Below are 15,242 nucleotides of genomic sequence, written 5' to 3'. Positions count from 1 at the left end.
CTTATCCTCCGTAGTTAATAGGGTAAACGAGCAGGACAAGACCGCCCGCAATCAATACAAATCCCACCGGTCGGGTTACAGCATGACCGATCTGGGGAAGTTTCTCCAAAACCATGAATAGGGTCGCAAGACCCATCCACAAAAGGCTCATGACACCGCCCACAAAACCAAGCGCCATGAAACCCCAGCAGCATCCGACGCAGAAGGCACCAAGGTCCAGCCCCATGCGGACGCCGCCCGCAAATCCAGTTCTCCAATGGCCCAGGAAATAGGCCATAGGGGCGTGGCACACACCATGGCAGACCTCTTTGGCGCGCGAGAACTGAAACGCGCCAACTACGATCATCAACCCGCCCGCAACCCAGCCGGACCTGGCAATGCCCAGCATATCAATCACGCCACCAAACAGCAGGGCCCGCTGCGTTCCCGCGATCACAGCCGCAAACCCGACCCAAACCAACGAATACCCTGCAAGTACACCCAGCCAACCGGCACGGGTGCCATTGGCACCGCGGATCAGGTCGTCATAGCTGCGCAGGGTTGGCACAAGTGTCGGCAGCATCATGGCCGCCATCATGATCGCCCACATCCAGAACAGCGTGCCAAACTCGGCCATCGGCATGTACATATCCATGCGCGGGTCCATCGCAGCCATCGCCTGCCCCATGGGCCCCGGACGACCAATCAGGTCAAGGTCCATGTCGCGGCCCATCGCGAACATGACCCACCACGCCCACAGGATCAGGACATAAAAGCCCAGCCACATTCCGCTGCGCAGCCAAGTACGACTCACTTCGGCCTCCCGACTCAACTCTCTTGCTTTTCAAATGTCAGACTTTTAAATGTCAGACAAATAAAAATTTGCTCAGGGTCTTCTGAACATGAAAACCGCACCTCGGAAAACCGCCGACCTGTCTGCCCAGATTGCGCAAGCCATCCGGGACGCGATTGTTTCAGGCGAGTTGATCGTGGATGCGCGCCTGCCCTCGGAAGCGGAACTTTCCGAGCAATTTCAGGTCTCGCGCCCAACGGTGCGTGAGGCTTTGAAACGACTGGCGGCGCAGTCCCTGATCCGCACGCAGCGTGGCGCTACCGGAGGTGCGTTCGTGAACCGCCTGAGTTTCGAAGATGCCTATTCGCAGCAGATCACAACCTCGACCCTGCTGCTGTCGATGAACGCGGTCAGCTTTGATACGGCCTGCGAGGCCCGCTATGCGCTGGAGCGCGCCTGTGCCCCCCTGTCTGCCCAAAGACGAACGGCGGATCAGCTTGCCACGATGCGGGCGGAAATTTTTCGCCAGTCCCAGCCCGGCCTGACGGATGAGGCATTTTGTGCCTCAGACGTCACGTTCCACAGGGCCCTGGTGGACGGGGCCGACAACCCGGTCCTGTCCTATCAACTGGCTGGCGCGGTCGAGGCGATGCAGCCTTTGATGAACATGATTACCTTCACGGCACGTTCGCGCGAAGAAATCATCGCATTGCACACCAGAATTGCAGACGCGCTTGAGGCCAGAGACGCAGATACCGTCGACGCCGCGCTGGTCGATCTGGAACATTACACACAGCAACTGGCCCACGATGTGGCCGAACGCAAACGGAAACCGGCCTGAGGGCTTAAACGGAAACAAACTTTCAAAGGCAAAGGTACGAGCAGGCAGAATGTCATCCGGCGTCAAGACCGGAACTCTCAATATGAATTGAATGACAATGACTTACGGGAGGACGTTATGAACAAAAGACCGGACCCAACCTTTTATCCGTCAGCCAAGCTGGCAATGGAAGGCCCTGCTGAAACGCTTGCTTTCACGCTGATGCTCAGCCCCGATTTTTCGCAACCTGACGGGCTGGCAGTTGTGAATGTCGATCCAACCTCGGCCGATTTCGGGAAGATCGTGCATCAGGTGATCATGCCCGAAAAAGGCGACGAGTTTCACCATTTCGGCTGGAATGCCTGTTCCTCATCGCTGTCACCGCTCAGCGGTCATGCGTTTCTGGAACGTCGCTATCTGATCATCCCCGGTATCCGTTCTAGCCGGATATACATCATCGATGTAAAGAACCCGCTTGAGGCGAAGATTCACAAGATCATCGAACCCGAGGAAGTCTTTGATAAAACCGGGTATTCACGACCGCACACGATCCATTGCGGGCCGGAAGGCATCTATGTCAGCACGCTGGGCGGCGGCGGCGAGGACGGCACGGATGGTCCTCCGGGTATTTTCATCATGGATTGTGAAAGCTTCGAGATCATCGGGCGCTATGAGATCGAGCGCGGCGTGCAGGACAAGCATTATGATTTCTGGTGGAATCTGCCGCGCGATTACATGGTCAGTTCCGAATGGGGCCTTCCCCCACAATTTGAAAACGGGCTGGTGGCAGAGGATCTGCTTTCGAACAAATACGGTCATCGCATCCATTTCTGGAACCTGCGCAACCGGACCAATATTCAGACCATCGATCTGGGCGAAAACCACCAGATGGCGTTGGAAATCCGGCCCGCGCATGACCCGGTCAAACAACACGGGTTCTGCGGCGTTGTCGTTGATACCACCAACCTTCAAGGCGCAATCTTTACGTGGTGGCGCAATGACGACGGCACGTTCGAAGCCAAGAAAACGATCACCATCGACCCGCAACCCGCTGATCCAGATGATCTTCCTGATCTTCTCAAGGGGTTTGCCGCCGTACCACCACTGGTCACCGATATCGACCTGAGTCTGGATGACAAATACCTATATGTCGCCTGCTGGGGCACCGGCGAGATGCATCAATATGATGTGTCCGATCCGATGAACCCGACCCTTGCCGGGAAGGTCGAAATCGGAGGGATTGTCAAAAAGACCAAACATCCGAACGGTCAGACTTTTGGCTATGGGCCGCAAATGGTCGAGATCAGCCGCGATGGTAAACGCGTCTATTGGACCAATTCGCTTTATTCCACGTGGGACGATCAGTTCTATCCCGAAGAAGGCGGCGCGGCCATGGTCAAGGCGGATGTGGGCGAGAATGGCGGGCTGGTTTTGGACCCGAAATTCTGGGTCGATTTCCCCAAAGGATATCGCAGCCACCAAATCCGGCTGGAGGGCGGAGATTGTTCAACCGACAGTTTCTGTTACCCCTCGGTCTGAATTGGAAACCCTGATGACATCAACGGCTGGCCTTTGGCTGGCCGTTGTTCTGAGCGGCGCGTATCACGGGCTGAACCCCGGGATGGGCTGGCCGCTGGCGGTTTCCTCTGCCCTGATGGAGCAGCGCCAATCCGCCCTGTGGCGCGCACTGGCGGCCTTGGCCGGTGGGCATTTCGTTGCCATGCTGGGTGTCCTTCTGCCCTTTGCGCTGATGGCCGTTCTGGTCGATTATCAAAAGGAAATCCGCATCTGGGCTGCGTTGATTGTCATCGCGATGGGGCTTTACATTGCAATCACCCGCCGCCATCCCCGTTTTCTGTCGCGTATACCACCCAGCAAACTGGCTCTGTGGTCGTTTCTCGTGGCTCTTGCGCACGGGGCCGCCCTTATGCTGGTTCCGATCTATCTGGGCCTGTGCCAGCTGGATGAACTGGATGCCGGTCATCAGGCGATTTCCAAAATCATGACAACAAACGGTCTGCTGGTTCTGGGAGTTGCGGCCTTGCATACCGCCGCCATGGTTCTGGGCGGAGGGTTTCTGGCCTTCGCCGTTTATCGTTGGCTGGGGCTGCGTTTCCTGTCCCGCAGCTGGTTCAACCTTGAACTCATCTGGGCGCTGAGCCTTGTTTTGGTTGGTCTTTTGGGGCTGTGGTCGGCGGTTTGATCGCTTTCCTTTGAGCCGGAACACACTGTCCTTGGGCGTAATCAATGCCGGTGCCGCGCTAGACCAGTTCCTGCCATTGGCGCTGGATAACCCGCCTTTCTTGAAGGCAGCTACTTTCGGTGGAATCGAACGGGTGCTGGTGATATGGTTGATCGCCGGAAACTTCAATAGGGTCGCGTAACGCTCTGTAATTAAAGACAACAAAGATGTGCAATCCGGGTTTGCATCCGCCGCTCACCTCACCTATATATGAGATGTCCTTCGGGACTATGGACATAAACGCGCTCGTAATAAGCGGATCGGACCCGGGGGCGGTACCCGGCGGCTCCACCAAAATCCTTCGTTTGAGGATCATGGGGCCGAAACAGGATCGACGAACGTCTAAAGGGGTAAGCTTTGTCTCGGCTGTCTGCCACCGTTACCGGCGAAAACAGTACAATTGCAAACGACAATCGTGCTCCGGTTGCAGTTGCTGCGTAAGCAGTAACAAGACCGAAACTTAAGTCCTTGCGCCTAGCCGCGTAAGGCGGGGTTCGCAGGTACCTGGCAACAGAAACCTGCACTTCCCCCCAATATGTCTGATATTTATGCCGCCTTTGCGCAGATTCAGAGTTTGTTCATTCCTTTTTGCCATCGTGTTCGCAGTTGGACAGGAGCGTTGGGATGACGAATTCAGAGATACTCAGATCCTGGTATTCTGAGGTTTGGGAAAACGGAAACACCGAGGCGATCGATCAGTTCTTTGCACCCGAAACCATGGCCGAGGGGCTGATCCCCGAAATGCAGGTGGGTGCGGACGATTTTCGGGACCTCGTCACGGCGTTTCGTCATGTCTTGGGGGATATCAAGGTGGATTTGCCCAAGATCATCGAAAACGGCGATTGGGTATCCGCAATCCTGCATGTGCAGACGTGCCGGGCCGATAACGGTGCCCCTTTGGAGGTGACCGGTCAGGTCATGGCCCGGTTCAAAGACAATAAGATGGTCGAAGCGTATAATCATTTCGATTTCATCTCGTTTTTTGAAGAGATGGGGCAGTTTCCCGCCGATACCCTTCCCGTGTGCATGACCGGTCAGCGGCTCGACTGGTCCTGACGGTTCAAACCGCAATCTTGACCCCCTATGTTCTTGCGCGGTAGCACTGACTCAGGGGGTCAGCTTGCGAACACCCCGTGAGGCGTCAGCCCAAGCTTCGCATGGATCCGAATGACTAAAGGAGACATGCTATGGCTGCTCTTAACGCCATTACACCGACCCAATTGAGCCGGTTAATCGGAACGCCTCAGGCGCCTGTTCTGATCGATATACGCACTGATGCGGATTTCAGTAAGGATCCGCGGCTGATTCCGGGATCAATTCGCTGTCCGCACACGGAAATCGACGCGATGAGTCGTCTGATTGGTAACGACCCTTGTGTAATAATCTGCCACAAGGGCAAAAAGCTCAGTCAGGGGGTAGCGTCCTGGCTACGAGGGGCGGGCAAAAACGCCGAACATCTGGAAGGTGGGTTTGAAGGGTGGCACGAACAGCGTGAGGCGCCGTTGATCCCCCAGTCGGTATTACCGGCGCGCGTTAATGGCAGCACATTGTGGGTTACGCGCCAAAGACCCAAAATTGACCGCATCGCCTGCCCCTGGCTGATCCGCCGGTTTGTTGACCGCAAGGCACGGTTCCTTTTCGTCGCGTCGGAAGAAGTTCAGGGAGTCGTTGATCATTTTGATGCCACCCCCTTTGACGTTCCGAGTACATTTTGGACGCATCAGGACAGCGGCTGCACATTTGACACGATGATCCGGGCATTTGACCTGCGAACCGAGGCGCTTGAGCGTATGGCCCGGATCATTCGCGCTGCGGATACCGACCAGCATGATCTGGCCCCGGAAGCCGCTGGGTTGCTGGCGTTCTCGGTAGGTTTGTCCCGCCAGTATCGCGATGACCATGCTCAACTTGAAGCCGGATTGCACCTTTATGATGCTCTGTTCCGCTGGGCACGCGACGGGTTTGATGAAAAGCATGACTGGCCATCGGGTCATGGCGCATGAGACCTTCGGCACTGGACCTTTTCAAGGTATTCGGACGGATCGGCCTGTTGTCATTTGGCGGCCCCGCCGCCCAGATCTCGCTGATGCATCAAGAACTGGTCGAGCGCAGGCCCTGGCTGGATGAACAGACCTATCTGCGCGCGCTTTCCTTGTGCATGTTGCTGCCCGGTCCAGAGGCAATGCAATTGGCAACCTATGCTGGCTGGCGCTTGCGCGGTGTCGTGGGCGGGCTGATTGCGGGCAGCCTGTTCGTTTTGCCAGGGGCGTTTGTCATTGCTGTTCTAGTCGCGCTTTATTCAGCATTTGGCGACGTTCCACTGGTGCAATCCGTATTTACCGGCATCAAGGCGACCGTCATCGTGATCGTCCTGCAAGCCCTGCGCAAGCTGTCAGGTAAGGCGCTGACGGATATGGAACATCGTGTCATCGCGGGCCTGTCGTTTCTGTCGATCTTTCTGTTCAACCTGCCCTTCCCGCTGATCATTCTGATTGCGGCCCTGTGGGGGTATTTGCGTCATCAAGGACCCGCTGAGGCAGCCACGGCTCAGGACACGCCGCACCTTGCCCGCTCGGCCCGGACGATAGCGATCTGGTTGCCGCTTTGGCTGGGGCCGCTTGTTGCGTTGACACTCAGCGGGCATCAATTGCTCAGCGATTTGGGGTGGTTCTTTGCCCGTCTGGCCGTTGTGACCTTTGGTGGTGCCTATGCCGTTCTGGCCTATATGTCGCAAACCGTTGTGGATCGGTACCACTGGATCGGTGCAGACCAGATGATCGACGGATTGGGGCTGGCGGAAACCACCCCCGGACCATTGATACTGGTTACGCAGTTCGTCGCCATGCTGGCGGGGCAGATCAACGGTGGATTCTCACTGGCGCTTGCTGCGGGCGCTGTCGCACTATGGGCAACGTTCGTGCCCTGCTTTTTGTGGATTTTCCTGACGGCCCCCTATCTTGACCGTCTGGCCACGCGTCCGCGCCTGTCTGCCGCCCTTCACGGCATCACCGCCGCTGTTGTCGGAGTGATTCTCAACCTTTCCGTGTGGTTTGCCCTGAATGTTCTTTTCGAATCGGTGCCAGATATGAATTTGGGTCCGGCGGCAATACCCGTGCCCCGACTGTCCTCGCTCGATATCCCGGCGCTTGCGTTAACCTTTATTGCTGGAATATTGATATTTAGACTAAAATTGGGGATCGGTACGGTGCTGGTTCTGATGTCACTGGCAGGGCTGGCTGCGCATAATATCTGATCAATACGATCATACCTGCCCTTTCGTTTCCGAACAAAACCCCTATGCTGAGCTTAACCACTTTTGAGGATGACACATGTCGCAAGGCATCGACTATGGCAACCTGATGCACACCGCCATGCGCGGGCTTATCAAGACTGTGCTGACGGATGTATCGAAATCCGGTCTGCCCGGAGCGCATCACTTTTTCATTACCTTCGACACACGCGAAGATGGCGTGGACATCGCGGATTGGCTGCGCGACCGGTATCCGGAAGAAATGACAATCGTCATGCAGCACTGGTTTGAAAACCTCGAAGTCGGAGAGAACGGGTTCGCCATTACTCTCAATTTCGGGGACGCGCCGGAACCGCTCTATATTCCTTATGGCGCGATCAAGACCTTTGTCGATCCATCGGTGGAATTTGGACTGCGGTTCGAAAGCCCGGACGACGAAGATGATGACGATTATGTTGCAGATGACTTGATCGAGGTCGAAGAGGAAGAAGAGGCACATCACGACGCCGATGTCGTGTCGCTGGACAGCTTCCGCAAATAAGCCTTTGAGCCCCGCCCGGCGCGGGGTTCAGCGTTTCATCAGAAATGTTTCGACTGATCGGGATTTCTGGCCGTCTATGAAGCGTGAAAATGACAGGTTCAGCCCGTCTTCGGCTAGTGTTCGGTCGAACTGCTGCAATTCATATCCGCCGTCCACGTCGATGAACAACGAAAACACGGTCAGTGTGTCGCCAACGATACGTCCCCATACGAAGGGTTCACCTTTCATCGGGTCCAGCGGAACCTCATGACCGAACACATTGCGTTTCATCGCGGCCGAGAACACATCCGGGCGGTCCGAGGGCACGAAGTCAATCGAGAACTGCTGTTCTTTTACCCGCCCGTCTAGCTTGTAGGTGGTGGTTTGCCAGCTGACGTTGAACCCGTTTTTGGTCTCGAAAATTGAAACGCTCATATCCCTTGGAGTTGAGGTTCCGTCCGCATCCACGACATTTGCCGAGCCCACATAATCCCCCAGGAACGGGGTAATGTCCGCGGCGCGCGCAGATGCGCCCAAAACGGACAGCCACAAAGCACAGACAGCAAATAACACGATCGCTTTTTCAAGCGTAATGCGATGGAAATTCGACATCTTGTCCTCCAAGGCGGCTACTAACCTATTGTAGCTGAGAGGGGGCCGCGCACAATGGCACATTCCCCGACGATAACAATAAAAGTGACGCACCCCGCGCCTATACCTTTGACGCCCTTGGGTTTAAAGTGCGCGCAACTGGCCGATTGCGTCACGGCTTAGCTGCGGCTAAACGGCATACAACAGCATACCAGACGGAGTGACAGATGTCTCAGACCCGCACCGAATCCGACAGCTTTGGCCCGCTCGAGGTTCCTGCCGACAAGTATTGGGGCGCGCAAACGCAGCGTTCGATCATGAACTTTCCGATCGGTTGGGAAAAACAACCCATTGCCATTGTGCGTGCGCTGGGCGTGATCAAGCAAGCCTGCGCGATGGAGAACAAGGCAACCGGCAAGCTGGATGCCAGAATTGCCGATGCCATCATTCAGGCTGCGGGTGAGGTGATCGACGGCCAGTTTGACGACAACTTTCCGCTGGTCGTCTGGCAGACGGGTTCCGGCACCCAGTCGAACATGAACTCGAACGAGGTCATCGCGAACCGCGCCATCGAAATTCTGGGCGGTGTCATCGGTTCAAAAGACCCCGTGCATCCGAACGATCACTGCAACATGGGTCAGTCGTCGAATGACACCTTTCCCACCGCGATGCACATCGCCACAGCGATGAGTGTTCGTGACGTCCTTCTGCCCGGGCTTGAAAAGCTGGCCTCTGGTCTTGAGCAGAAGGCTGATGAGTTCAAGGACATCATCAAGATTGGCCGGACCCATACACAGGATGCAACGCCTCTGACACTGGGGCAGGAATTCAGCGGTTATGCCCACCAGATCCGTCAGGGGATTGCACGCGTTCACGCAGCGCTTCCCGGCATCTATGAGCTGGCGCAGGGCGGCACCGCCGTAGGCACCGGCCTGAACACGCAAAACGGTTGGAGCGAAGCTGTTGCGGGTCATATGGCGCAGATCACCGGCCTGCCCTTCGTGACTGCGCCAAACAAGTTCGAAGCGCTGGCCGCTCATGACGCTATGGTCTTTATGTCCGGGGCTTTGGCGACCATCGCGGGCAGCTGCTATAAGATCGCCAACGACATCCGTTTCCTGGGCTCTGGCCCGCGTTCGGGGCTTGGCGAACTGATCCTGCCCGAGAACGAGCCCGGCTCGTCCATCATGCCCGGCAAGGTGAACCCGACCCAGGCCGAGGCGCTGACACAGGTTGCTGCGCACGTAATGGGCAACAACGCCGCGATGAATTTTGCAGGCAGTCAGGGCCATTTCGAGCTGAACGTCTATAACCCGATGATGTCCTACAACCTGTTGCAATCGATCCAGCTGCTGGGCGACGCCGCCGACAGCTTTACCGAGCGGATGTTGCTGGGCATCAAGGCCAATGAGCCGCGCATCGACAAGCTGATGAAGGAATCGCTGATGCTGGTGACGGCGCTGGCCCCGACCATCGGCTATGACAACGCCACCACGGTCGCCAAGACCGCGCATAAGAACGGCACAACCCTCAAGGAAGAAGCCATTGCGCTGGGGTTTGTGGACGAGGCAACCTTTGATGCCGTTGTACGCCCCGAACAGATGATCGGCCCGAAAGACTAATGGGCAAGCCGGTCAACCTGAACCGGTATCGAAAAGAAAAGGCGCGGGCCGAGAAGAAGGCCCGCGCAGATGAGAATGCCGTCGCCTTTGGGCGCACCAAGTCCGAGAAAGCAATTGTCAGGCTTCAGCAGGACAAGCAGAAGCGTGACCTTGACAATCACGAGCTGGATGAATGAGCGGTCGGCCGATAAAACGTTCATTGACCCTCAAGGGCCACCGGACATCTGTCTCGCTTGAAGATGAATTCTGGCGGGCATTACGCGACATTGCGAAAGAAAAAGATCAGCCAATCAATGCACTGGCCGCGCAGATTGATGTTGACCGCGACCCGGAAACCGGATTGGCCTCGGCTATTCGCGTGTTTATTCTGAACTGGTACCGAGACAAGGTTTAACACTTGTCAGATCTTGGTCGTTGGGTGTAACGTCCCCGAGGAACAAAAGGGGTACATTCATGAGCAACACAGTATTGGGGCCAGACGGTCAACCTCGGTGTTCCTGGTGCCAGGCCGCGCCGGAATTCTTTGACTATCATGACAACGAATGGGGCTTTCCGGTCTCGGATGATCAGCGGTTATTCGAGAAACTGTGCCTGGAAAGTTTTCAGTCGGGTCTTAGCTGGCGCACGATCCTGAACAAGCGCGAGAATTTCCGAGAAGCGTTTTATGGATTTGATTTCAACAAGATGGCCGAATTCTCTGAAGCCGATGTTGAACGTCTGCTGCAAAATGATGGGATCATTCGCCACCGGGGCAAGATCGAGGCGGTGATCAATAACTCCCGCCGCGCGCAGGAGCTGGTGGCGTCTGAAGGATCGCTGGCTGCTTATGTCTGGCGGTATGAGGCGGAAACGCCGCCGCCCCCGCAATCGGCATCCACATCGCCCGAGTCGGTGGCGATGTCGAAGGACCTCAAGAAACGGGGCTGGAAGTTTGTTGGCCCCACGACGGTGTTTGCGTTCATGCAGGCCATGGGACTGGTCAATGACCATGCCGAGGGCTGTATCAGCAGAAAAAAAGCGGCACAGTTGCGCCGCTCTTTCACGAAACCCGTCTGAGAATCAGACAGAGGCTTTGAAAATCTTGTCAATATTGCCGCCCAAAGCGGCGTTGAATTCGGCGTCTGACTGCTGTTTCGAGAGACCTTCGGTCAGTGCGCGAGAGAAAGACGCGATCATTTTGCCGTTTTGACCCAGCAGGTTACAGGCCTCTTCGGTCGAATACCCGCCTGACAGCGCGACGACGCGCAGAACGCGCGGATGGTCGGCCAGTTCGTCATACAGGTTTGCCTGTGTCGGGATCGTCAGCTTCAGCATGACCTCCTGCCCTTCGACCAGCTGGTCGAGGTTCTTCAGGATTTCAGCTTTCAGAATCTCCTCGGCCTCGGCTTTGGTTTCTGAATGAATGTTGACCTCCGGCTCGACGATTGGAACCATCCCGGCTTCAGTCACTTCACGGGCTACGTCGAATTGCTGGGCGACCACGGCCGCGATGCCTTCGGCATTAGCCTCGTGGATGACCGAACGTTCCTTGGTGCCGAATACGCCTTCTGCCTTTGCCAGCGTGTCGGCCAGACCGGGGATCGGCTTCATCAGCTGAACGCCGTTGGCCTGATCCTCGAGGCCCTTGTCGATTTTCAGAAAAGGCACGATGCCTTTGACCGACCAAAGGTAATCTGCGACCTTGCGGCCCTCGATCTCTTCCCCGAGGGTGCGTTCGAACAGGATCGCACCGATGACTTTGTCCTTGGTGAAGTCATTTGCCAGAATGATCCGCGCGCGCATCTTTTGTATTTCACCGAACATCTCAGCGTCCGAACTGTAGGTCGACGCGTCAACGCCGTACAACGCCAAAGCTTTCGGGGTCGAGCCGCCGCTTTGATCCAATGCCGCGATAAAGCCTGCGCCGTTGATCATCTGCGCGCGCTGTTCTGCTTTGGCCATAGTGTTTTCCCGTTCAATGATGATTCCGATGTCTCCCCCCGCATACATCACAGTCAGGACCGATGGTAGTTTGTTAGCGCTCAATCAGCCGCAACCATATGCCATCCCTGGATCGAACGGTCAGGTGGGCCACCGGAACCGGCGTTTTGCCGCTGATTGTTTCGAATTTGAAATTTCGCACCAGCATCGACAGGATCAGCGGCCCTTCGACCATGGCAAACCCGGCCCCGGTACAAACGCGGGGACCTGCGGAGAAAGGGATATATGCTTCGCGCTGGCATGTCTTGCCGTTTTCACTGTTCCAGCGAGTCGGGTCAAAGCCGTCGGGATTGTCCCATAACCGTTCGTGACGGTGCAGGTGCCAAGGGCTGATGACGATTTGTGACCCGTTGGGAACGTCCCTGTTTCGGAAACGGTGTGGGCCCGTGGCCTCTCGCACCATCATGGGAACCGGTGGGTAAAGGCGCAGTGCCTCGCGAAACACGTCGCGGCTGATCTTGAGTTTGGAAACCGAGGCAAATGTCGGATCGTCTAGAGTGGCAGCTTCGTCAGCAATCCTTTCCTGCCATTCGGGATAAATTGCCAGCAGATAAACTGTCCACGCCAGAGCCGATGCGCTGGTTTCATGGCCTGCCAGAAAGAAGATCGCGACCTGATCGACCATTTCCTCGGGCCCGAAAAACTGACCGGTTTCAGGGTCAGCGGTCGTCATGATCTTGGTTGCCAGATCGTCGGGTGCGGTTCCGGCCTTGATCGCCTCAGCCCGCTCATGGGTCAGGTCAGTGATCAGGTTGCGAATATCTTCGGCGTTTTTCCGTGTCGTTCGGGAGTGAAACCGAGGCATCCATTTGGGCAGCGGAACGAAAGCTGCAAGGTTCAGCAGAGGTTGTTCGCGCTGGTAGCTGCGGAACTTTTCAAACACCTTGTTAGCTATGGCGTGGTCGATCGGCACCGAAAACAAGGTGCGAAAGATCACATCCGCTGCGGCATGGCTTGTCTGCTCTTCGACTTCGATCTGTTTGCCGGCATGGGGCCGCAACCGCTCAACACATGCGTCTGCCGCGGCCAGCATGGCGGGAAACGTGTCTTTCAGCCGCCCGCCCTCAAATGCCGGGTCAATGATGCGCCGCTGACGTTTCCACGTCTCTCCATTGGTCAGAAACACCGAATTTCCAAGCAAGGGGCGCAGGCCTTCGCTGATCCGGCCCGATTTAGGGAAATCTTCGGGGCGTTTCCTGAGGACGGTGTCAATCAGGTCCGGTTGATTGATCAGGAAAGATCGAAAGAAGGGTGTCCTGAATTCGGCCATCCACGCGCGATAAAGGCGCGCTGGCTGCGCAGACAGCAGATCCTGACGAAACAGTTTCAGATAGCGCAGTAGGGAAACCTTGTCTGCGCGTGGCTGGGGCTTGGGCGGGGTCATGGGCGCACCGACGTGTATTTGGACACTGGCGTCTCAATCCGGCTGCGCGAAGGTGTGCGCCCAAGGAACCGCTGCTTTAGCGTCAAAGGGCCTGCCGTTATCCGAAAATAGTCGTACAGACCCGGCTTATCGAAGGCGCAAAGGTACTGAAAATGCAGCCGGAAAAACCGCCAGCGCAAGGCTTTCCAACGTTCAGGTAACAGGGTTTGGGTAAAGGCCGCCGACAGGACAAGCGGCCAGCGTTTCTCTGGTCCGGCCACCCCTGTAACGGCCACCGGATCACACAGCGCAAATGCACAGCCATCCCCGGGGGCCGAGACATCGACCCACGTGATGTCTGAACTGGAGGACAGGAATTGAAGGTCGGACCGAAGGCCATGCGCATTTGGCAGAAAGGATACCATAGGCATCACCTGCCCCAGGCTTAGGAACGACAACTCTGCCCCCTGTTTCGGCACAGCCCTGTCGCGGATCAGGTCGGCCAGAACAGACACCCCCATATGCGCGCCCGAACTGTGGCCCACGACCAGTACCTCATCCACACCGGATATCAGAGCGGCTTCAATCGCCTTGCGGAATACGGCCAGTCTGTCCTTCAGTTTAAGCGGAGTTTCCCCCTTCAGCTGCGCGGAATAGGCGTAATCATGCATCAGGTAATAGGCAAACAGCCGGTTGTCGATCTTGCGGAACCACAGCATCAGCGCAACCGCAACGGCGATACCCGGAAACAGACCCCACCAGCCAGCCATCGCCACACATGCCCACACGACTGCAAACGCAACCAGCAGCTGAGACACCAACATCGCCACCGGATAGAGCGCCGCAATCACCGGGCCCTTGCGCAACCGCATCAGGCGCCACAAAGCGCCGGTCGAAATGTATATCCACGCCGTGTGGGCCAACTGCGCGTAGGTTGCAGGGATCGACGCGGACATGCTGTCGCGCACGATGTCTGACCAGACAAGAACTTCGATTTCTGTCTCAACAGACGCACCGTCCTGCAATGATGTCACGGACCAGCCGAACAGACCTTTTGCGGACTTGGGGGCCATGGCGATCTCATATCCCGAGATCCGGGCCTGCGCCTGCGACTCGGTTCGGTAAAGCTCGCGATATCGTCGCGGCGGCATCGGGTCATAACCGGGGATGTAGAACACCCGGCGTTTGCGAACCTGTGACTGATTTCTCTGACTGCTCATGCCTTTACCTTCTGCCGCGCAGGTTAACGCAGGCTTTAGGTCAAGGTAAGGGGGGCAGACGCTCAGCCGAAATTCGCAAGCGCCGGGAAGGTTTCAAGCAACCACCAGCTGAAGCGGGTGAACAGGCCTGTGATCAGCATGATGCCCACGAACAGCAGCAGTCCTCCCATGACCTTTTCGATCACGCCCATATAGGGCTTGATCCGGTTCATCACGGTCATAGAGCGGTTGAGAAACATGGCTGCCAGCAGAAACGGAATACCCAATCCGGCTGCATAAACACCCAGCAACAGCGTGCCGCGCGCCACCGAGGCCTCGGTTGCCGCAAGGGACAGGATCGCGCCCAGCTGGGGGCCGATACAGGGCGTCCAGCCGAAAGCAAAGGCCAACCCAAGAATATAAGCACCAAAGACCGAGCCACCGGAATCGCCGGTTTCGATCCGCGCTTCGCGGTCCAGAAAGGGGATGCGGAAGACATTCAGGAAATGCAGACCAAAGACAATGACAACGGCACCGGACAGTTTGGCAAAAAGCACCTGATTTTGCAGCACGAACACTCCAAAGGCAGATGCGGTAAATCCCAACAGTAGAAAAACCGTCGACAGGCCCAGCACAAAGAACAGCGCTGACATGGTTGCCTTGCGCCGGGCGCGGGCCTCATCCTGCATTTCGTTGATCGTGACGCCGCTCATATATGCCAGATAGGGCGGCACGATGGGCAGCACACAAGGCGACAGAAAGCTAATCAGGCCACCCAGCAGGGCAACAAACATGGCGGGCAGCAGCCCCGCGTCTATGATTTCTATTCCGAACATGTCTAAGCACATAAGTGATGAATGGCGGTCCGTCACGGGGCCAATGA

General features: G+C 56.7%; 17 protein-coding genes and 1 other RNA gene. 12 read left to right on the top strand and 6 right to left on the bottom strand.

Translation table 11 applies throughout. The annotated features are described in order from the left end of the window. Position 1: 1 nt before the first annotated feature. Positions 2–766, bottom strand: coding sequence for a DUF2182 domain-containing protein (locus ACR0NZ_RS03495; protein ID WP_480517738.1), 765 nt, complete (start codon positions 764–766; stop codon positions 2–4). Positions 767–881: 115 nt separating this feature from the next. Between ACR0NZ_RS03495 and ACR0NZ_RS03490 the strand changes: the two genes are divergently transcribed. From ACR0NZ_RS03490 to ACR0NZ_RS03455, 8 genes are all read left to right on the top strand, one after another. After that, entirely contained in the window at positions 882–1,613 is a 732-nt protein-coding gene (locus ACR0NZ_RS03490; protein ID WP_480472647.1) for a FadR/GntR family transcriptional regulator, read from the top strand. Positions 1,614–1,730: 117 nt separating this feature from the next. Then, entirely contained in the window at positions 1,731–3,131 is a 1,401-nt protein-coding gene (locus tag ACR0NZ_RS03485; RefSeq protein WP_480516949.1) for a selenium-binding protein SBP56-related protein, read from the top strand. A gap of 13 nt (positions 3,132–3,144) precedes the next feature. Then, positions 3,145–3,795, top strand: a complete 651-nt coding sequence (locus ACR0NZ_RS03480; RefSeq protein WP_480472643.1) for a hypothetical protein — start codon at positions 3,145–3,147, stop codon at positions 3,793–3,795. A 217-nt stretch (positions 3,796–4,012) separates the two neighbouring features. Beyond that, positions 4,013–4,359: a transfer-messenger RNA gene (gene ssrA, locus ACR0NZ_RS03475) on the top strand. A gap of 99 nt (positions 4,360–4,458) precedes the next feature. After that, the gene (locus tag ACR0NZ_RS03470) at positions 4,459–4,890 is read left to right on the top strand and encodes an ester cyclase (protein ID WP_480472641.1); all 432 of its coding nucleotides are present in this window, start codon (positions 4,459–4,461) and stop codon (positions 4,888–4,890) included. 131 nt (positions 4,891–5,021) lie between these two features. Further along, positions 5,022–5,837: a chromate resistance protein ChrB domain-containing protein gene (locus tag ACR0NZ_RS03465; protein ID WP_480516947.1), complete on the top strand. Its 816-nt coding sequence runs from the start codon at positions 5,022–5,024 to the stop codon at positions 5,835–5,837. Next, complete coding sequence (gene chrA, locus ACR0NZ_RS03460; RefSeq protein ID WP_480516945.1) at positions 5,834–7,087, top strand: chromate efflux transporter; 1,254 nt, start codon at positions 5,834–5,836, stop codon at positions 7,085–7,087. Before ACR0NZ_RS03465 ends, chrA begins: the two co-directional genes overlap by 4 nt. A gap of 76 nt (positions 7,088–7,163) precedes the next feature. Next, positions 7,164–7,625 carry an SspB family protein gene (locus ACR0NZ_RS03455; protein WP_480472635.1) on the top strand — a complete coding sequence of 154 codons (462 nt, stop codon included), beginning with the start codon at positions 7,164–7,166 and terminating at the stop codon, positions 7,623–7,625. A gap of 27 nt (positions 7,626–7,652) precedes the next feature. Here ACR0NZ_RS03455 and ACR0NZ_RS03450 read toward each other — a convergent pair whose 3' ends face one another. Beyond that, positions 7,653–8,216 (bottom strand): hypothetical protein, encoded by a 564-nt coding sequence (locus ACR0NZ_RS03450; RefSeq protein WP_480472633.1) that lies wholly within the window; start codon positions 8,214–8,216, stop codon positions 7,653–7,655. A gap of 206 nt (positions 8,217–8,422) precedes the next feature. Here ACR0NZ_RS03450 and fumC point away from each other — a divergent pair, with 206 nt between their 5' ends. Genes fumC through ACR0NZ_RS03430 form a run of 4 tightly spaced genes read left to right on the top strand, consistent with a single transcriptional unit; the run spans position 8,423 to position 10,873 of the window. Next, on the top strand, positions 8,423–9,817 hold the full coding sequence (fumC, locus tag ACR0NZ_RS03445; RefSeq protein ID WP_480472631.1) for a class II fumarate hydratase: 1,395 nt from the start codon (positions 8,423–8,425) through the stop codon (positions 9,815–9,817). Continuing rightward, a complete protein-coding gene (locus ACR0NZ_RS03440) occupies positions 9,817–9,993 on the top strand; it encodes a DUF4169 family protein (protein ID WP_480516943.1) in 177 nt (58 codons plus the stop codon). The genes fumC and ACR0NZ_RS03440 overlap by 1 nt, the downstream gene beginning before the upstream one ends. Continuing rightward, positions 9,990–10,211 (top strand): ribbon-helix-helix domain-containing protein, encoded by a 222-nt coding sequence (locus ACR0NZ_RS03435; protein WP_480516941.1) that lies wholly within the window; start codon positions 9,990–9,992, stop codon positions 10,209–10,211. The genes ACR0NZ_RS03440 and ACR0NZ_RS03435 overlap by 4 nt, the downstream gene beginning before the upstream one ends. Positions 10,212–10,270: 59 nt before the next feature. Then, positions 10,271–10,873, top strand: coding sequence for a DNA-3-methyladenine glycosylase I (locus tag ACR0NZ_RS03430; protein WP_480516939.1), 603 nt, complete (start codon positions 10,271–10,273; stop codon positions 10,871–10,873). A gap of 3 nt (positions 10,874–10,876) precedes the next feature. Here the strand turns inward: ACR0NZ_RS03430 and ACR0NZ_RS03425 are convergent, their stop codons facing one another. From ACR0NZ_RS03425 to ACR0NZ_RS03410, 4 genes are all read right to left on the bottom strand, one after another. Further along, positions 10,877–11,758: a fructose bisphosphate aldolase gene (locus ACR0NZ_RS03425; protein WP_480493240.1), complete on the bottom strand. Its 882-nt coding sequence runs from the start codon at positions 11,756–11,758 to the stop codon at positions 10,877–10,879. A gap of 73 nt (positions 11,759–11,831) precedes the next feature. After that, positions 11,832–13,181, bottom strand: a complete 1,350-nt coding sequence (locus ACR0NZ_RS03420; protein WP_480516937.1) for a cytochrome P450 — start codon at positions 13,179–13,181, stop codon at positions 11,832–11,834. Next, complete coding sequence (locus ACR0NZ_RS03415) at positions 13,178–14,380, bottom strand: hypothetical protein (RefSeq protein ID WP_480516935.1); 1,203 nt, start codon at positions 14,378–14,380, stop codon at positions 13,178–13,180. The genes ACR0NZ_RS03420 and ACR0NZ_RS03415 overlap by 4 nt, the downstream gene beginning before the upstream one ends. A 62-nt stretch (positions 14,381–14,442) precedes the next feature. Next, on the bottom strand, positions 14,443–15,195 hold the full coding sequence (locus tag ACR0NZ_RS03410; protein ID WP_480493245.1) for a cytochrome c biogenesis CcdA family protein: 753 nt from the start codon (positions 15,193–15,195) through the stop codon (positions 14,443–14,445). Positions 15,196–15,242: the final 47 nt, after the last annotated feature.

The sequence above is a fragment of the Ruegeria sp. AE3 genome, assembly GCF_056542225.1.
Note: the sequence above shows the minus strand (reverse complement) of the source record. Positions and strands in the feature narration are given on the sequence as shown.

Coding starts and splice junctions, on each gene's coding strand:
- ACR0NZ_RS03495 (WP_480517738.1), bottom strand. CDS start 766: ATGTGGCTGGGCTTTTATGTCCTGATCCTGTGGGCGTGGTGGGTCATG.
- ACR0NZ_RS03490 (WP_480472647.1), top strand. CDS start 882: ATGAAAACCGCACCTCGGAAAACCGCCGACCTGTCTGCCCAGATTGCG.
- ACR0NZ_RS03485 (WP_480516949.1), top strand. CDS start 1,731: ATGAACAAAAGACCGGACCCAACCTTTTATCCGTCAGCCAAGCTGGCA.
- ACR0NZ_RS03480 (WP_480472643.1), top strand. CDS start 3,145: ATGACATCAACGGCTGGCCTTTGGCTGGCCGTTGTTCTGAGCGGCGCG.
- ACR0NZ_RS03470 (WP_480472641.1), top strand. CDS start 4,459: ATGACGAATTCAGAGATACTCAGATCCTGGTATTCTGAGGTTTGGGAA.
- ACR0NZ_RS03465 (WP_480516947.1), top strand. CDS start 5,022: ATGGCTGCTCTTAACGCCATTACACCGACCCAATTGAGCCGGTTAATC.
- chrA (WP_480516945.1), top strand. CDS start 5,834: ATGAGACCTTCGGCACTGGACCTTTTCAAGGTATTCGGACGGATCGGC.
- ACR0NZ_RS03455 (WP_480472635.1), top strand. CDS start 7,164: ATGTCGCAAGGCATCGACTATGGCAACCTGATGCACACCGCCATGCGC.
- ACR0NZ_RS03450 (WP_480472633.1), bottom strand. CDS start 8,216: ATGTCGAATTTCCATCGCATTACGCTTGAAAAAGCGATCGTGTTATTT.
- fumC (WP_480472631.1), top strand. CDS start 8,423: ATGTCTCAGACCCGCACCGAATCCGACAGCTTTGGCCCGCTCGAGGTT.
- ACR0NZ_RS03440 (WP_480516943.1), top strand. CDS start 9,817: ATGGGCAAGCCGGTCAACCTGAACCGGTATCGAAAAGAAAAGGCGCGG.
- ACR0NZ_RS03435 (WP_480516941.1), top strand. CDS start 9,990: ATGAGCGGTCGGCCGATAAAACGTTCATTGACCCTCAAGGGCCACCGG.
- ACR0NZ_RS03430 (WP_480516939.1), top strand. CDS start 10,271: ATGAGCAACACAGTATTGGGGCCAGACGGTCAACCTCGGTGTTCCTGG.
- ACR0NZ_RS03425 (WP_480493240.1), bottom strand. CDS start 11,758: ATGGCCAAAGCAGAACAGCGCGCGCAGATGATCAACGGCGCAGGCTTT.
- ACR0NZ_RS03420 (WP_480516937.1), bottom strand. CDS start 13,181: ATGACCCCGCCCAAGCCCCAGCCACGCGCAGACAAGGTTTCCCTACTG.
- ACR0NZ_RS03415 (WP_480516935.1), bottom strand. CDS start 14,380: ATGAGCAGTCAGAGAAATCAGTCACAGGTTCGCAAACGCCGGGTGTTC.
- ACR0NZ_RS03410 (WP_480493245.1), bottom strand. CDS start 15,195: ATGTTCGGAATAGAAATCATAGACGCGGGGCTGCTGCCCGCCATGTTT.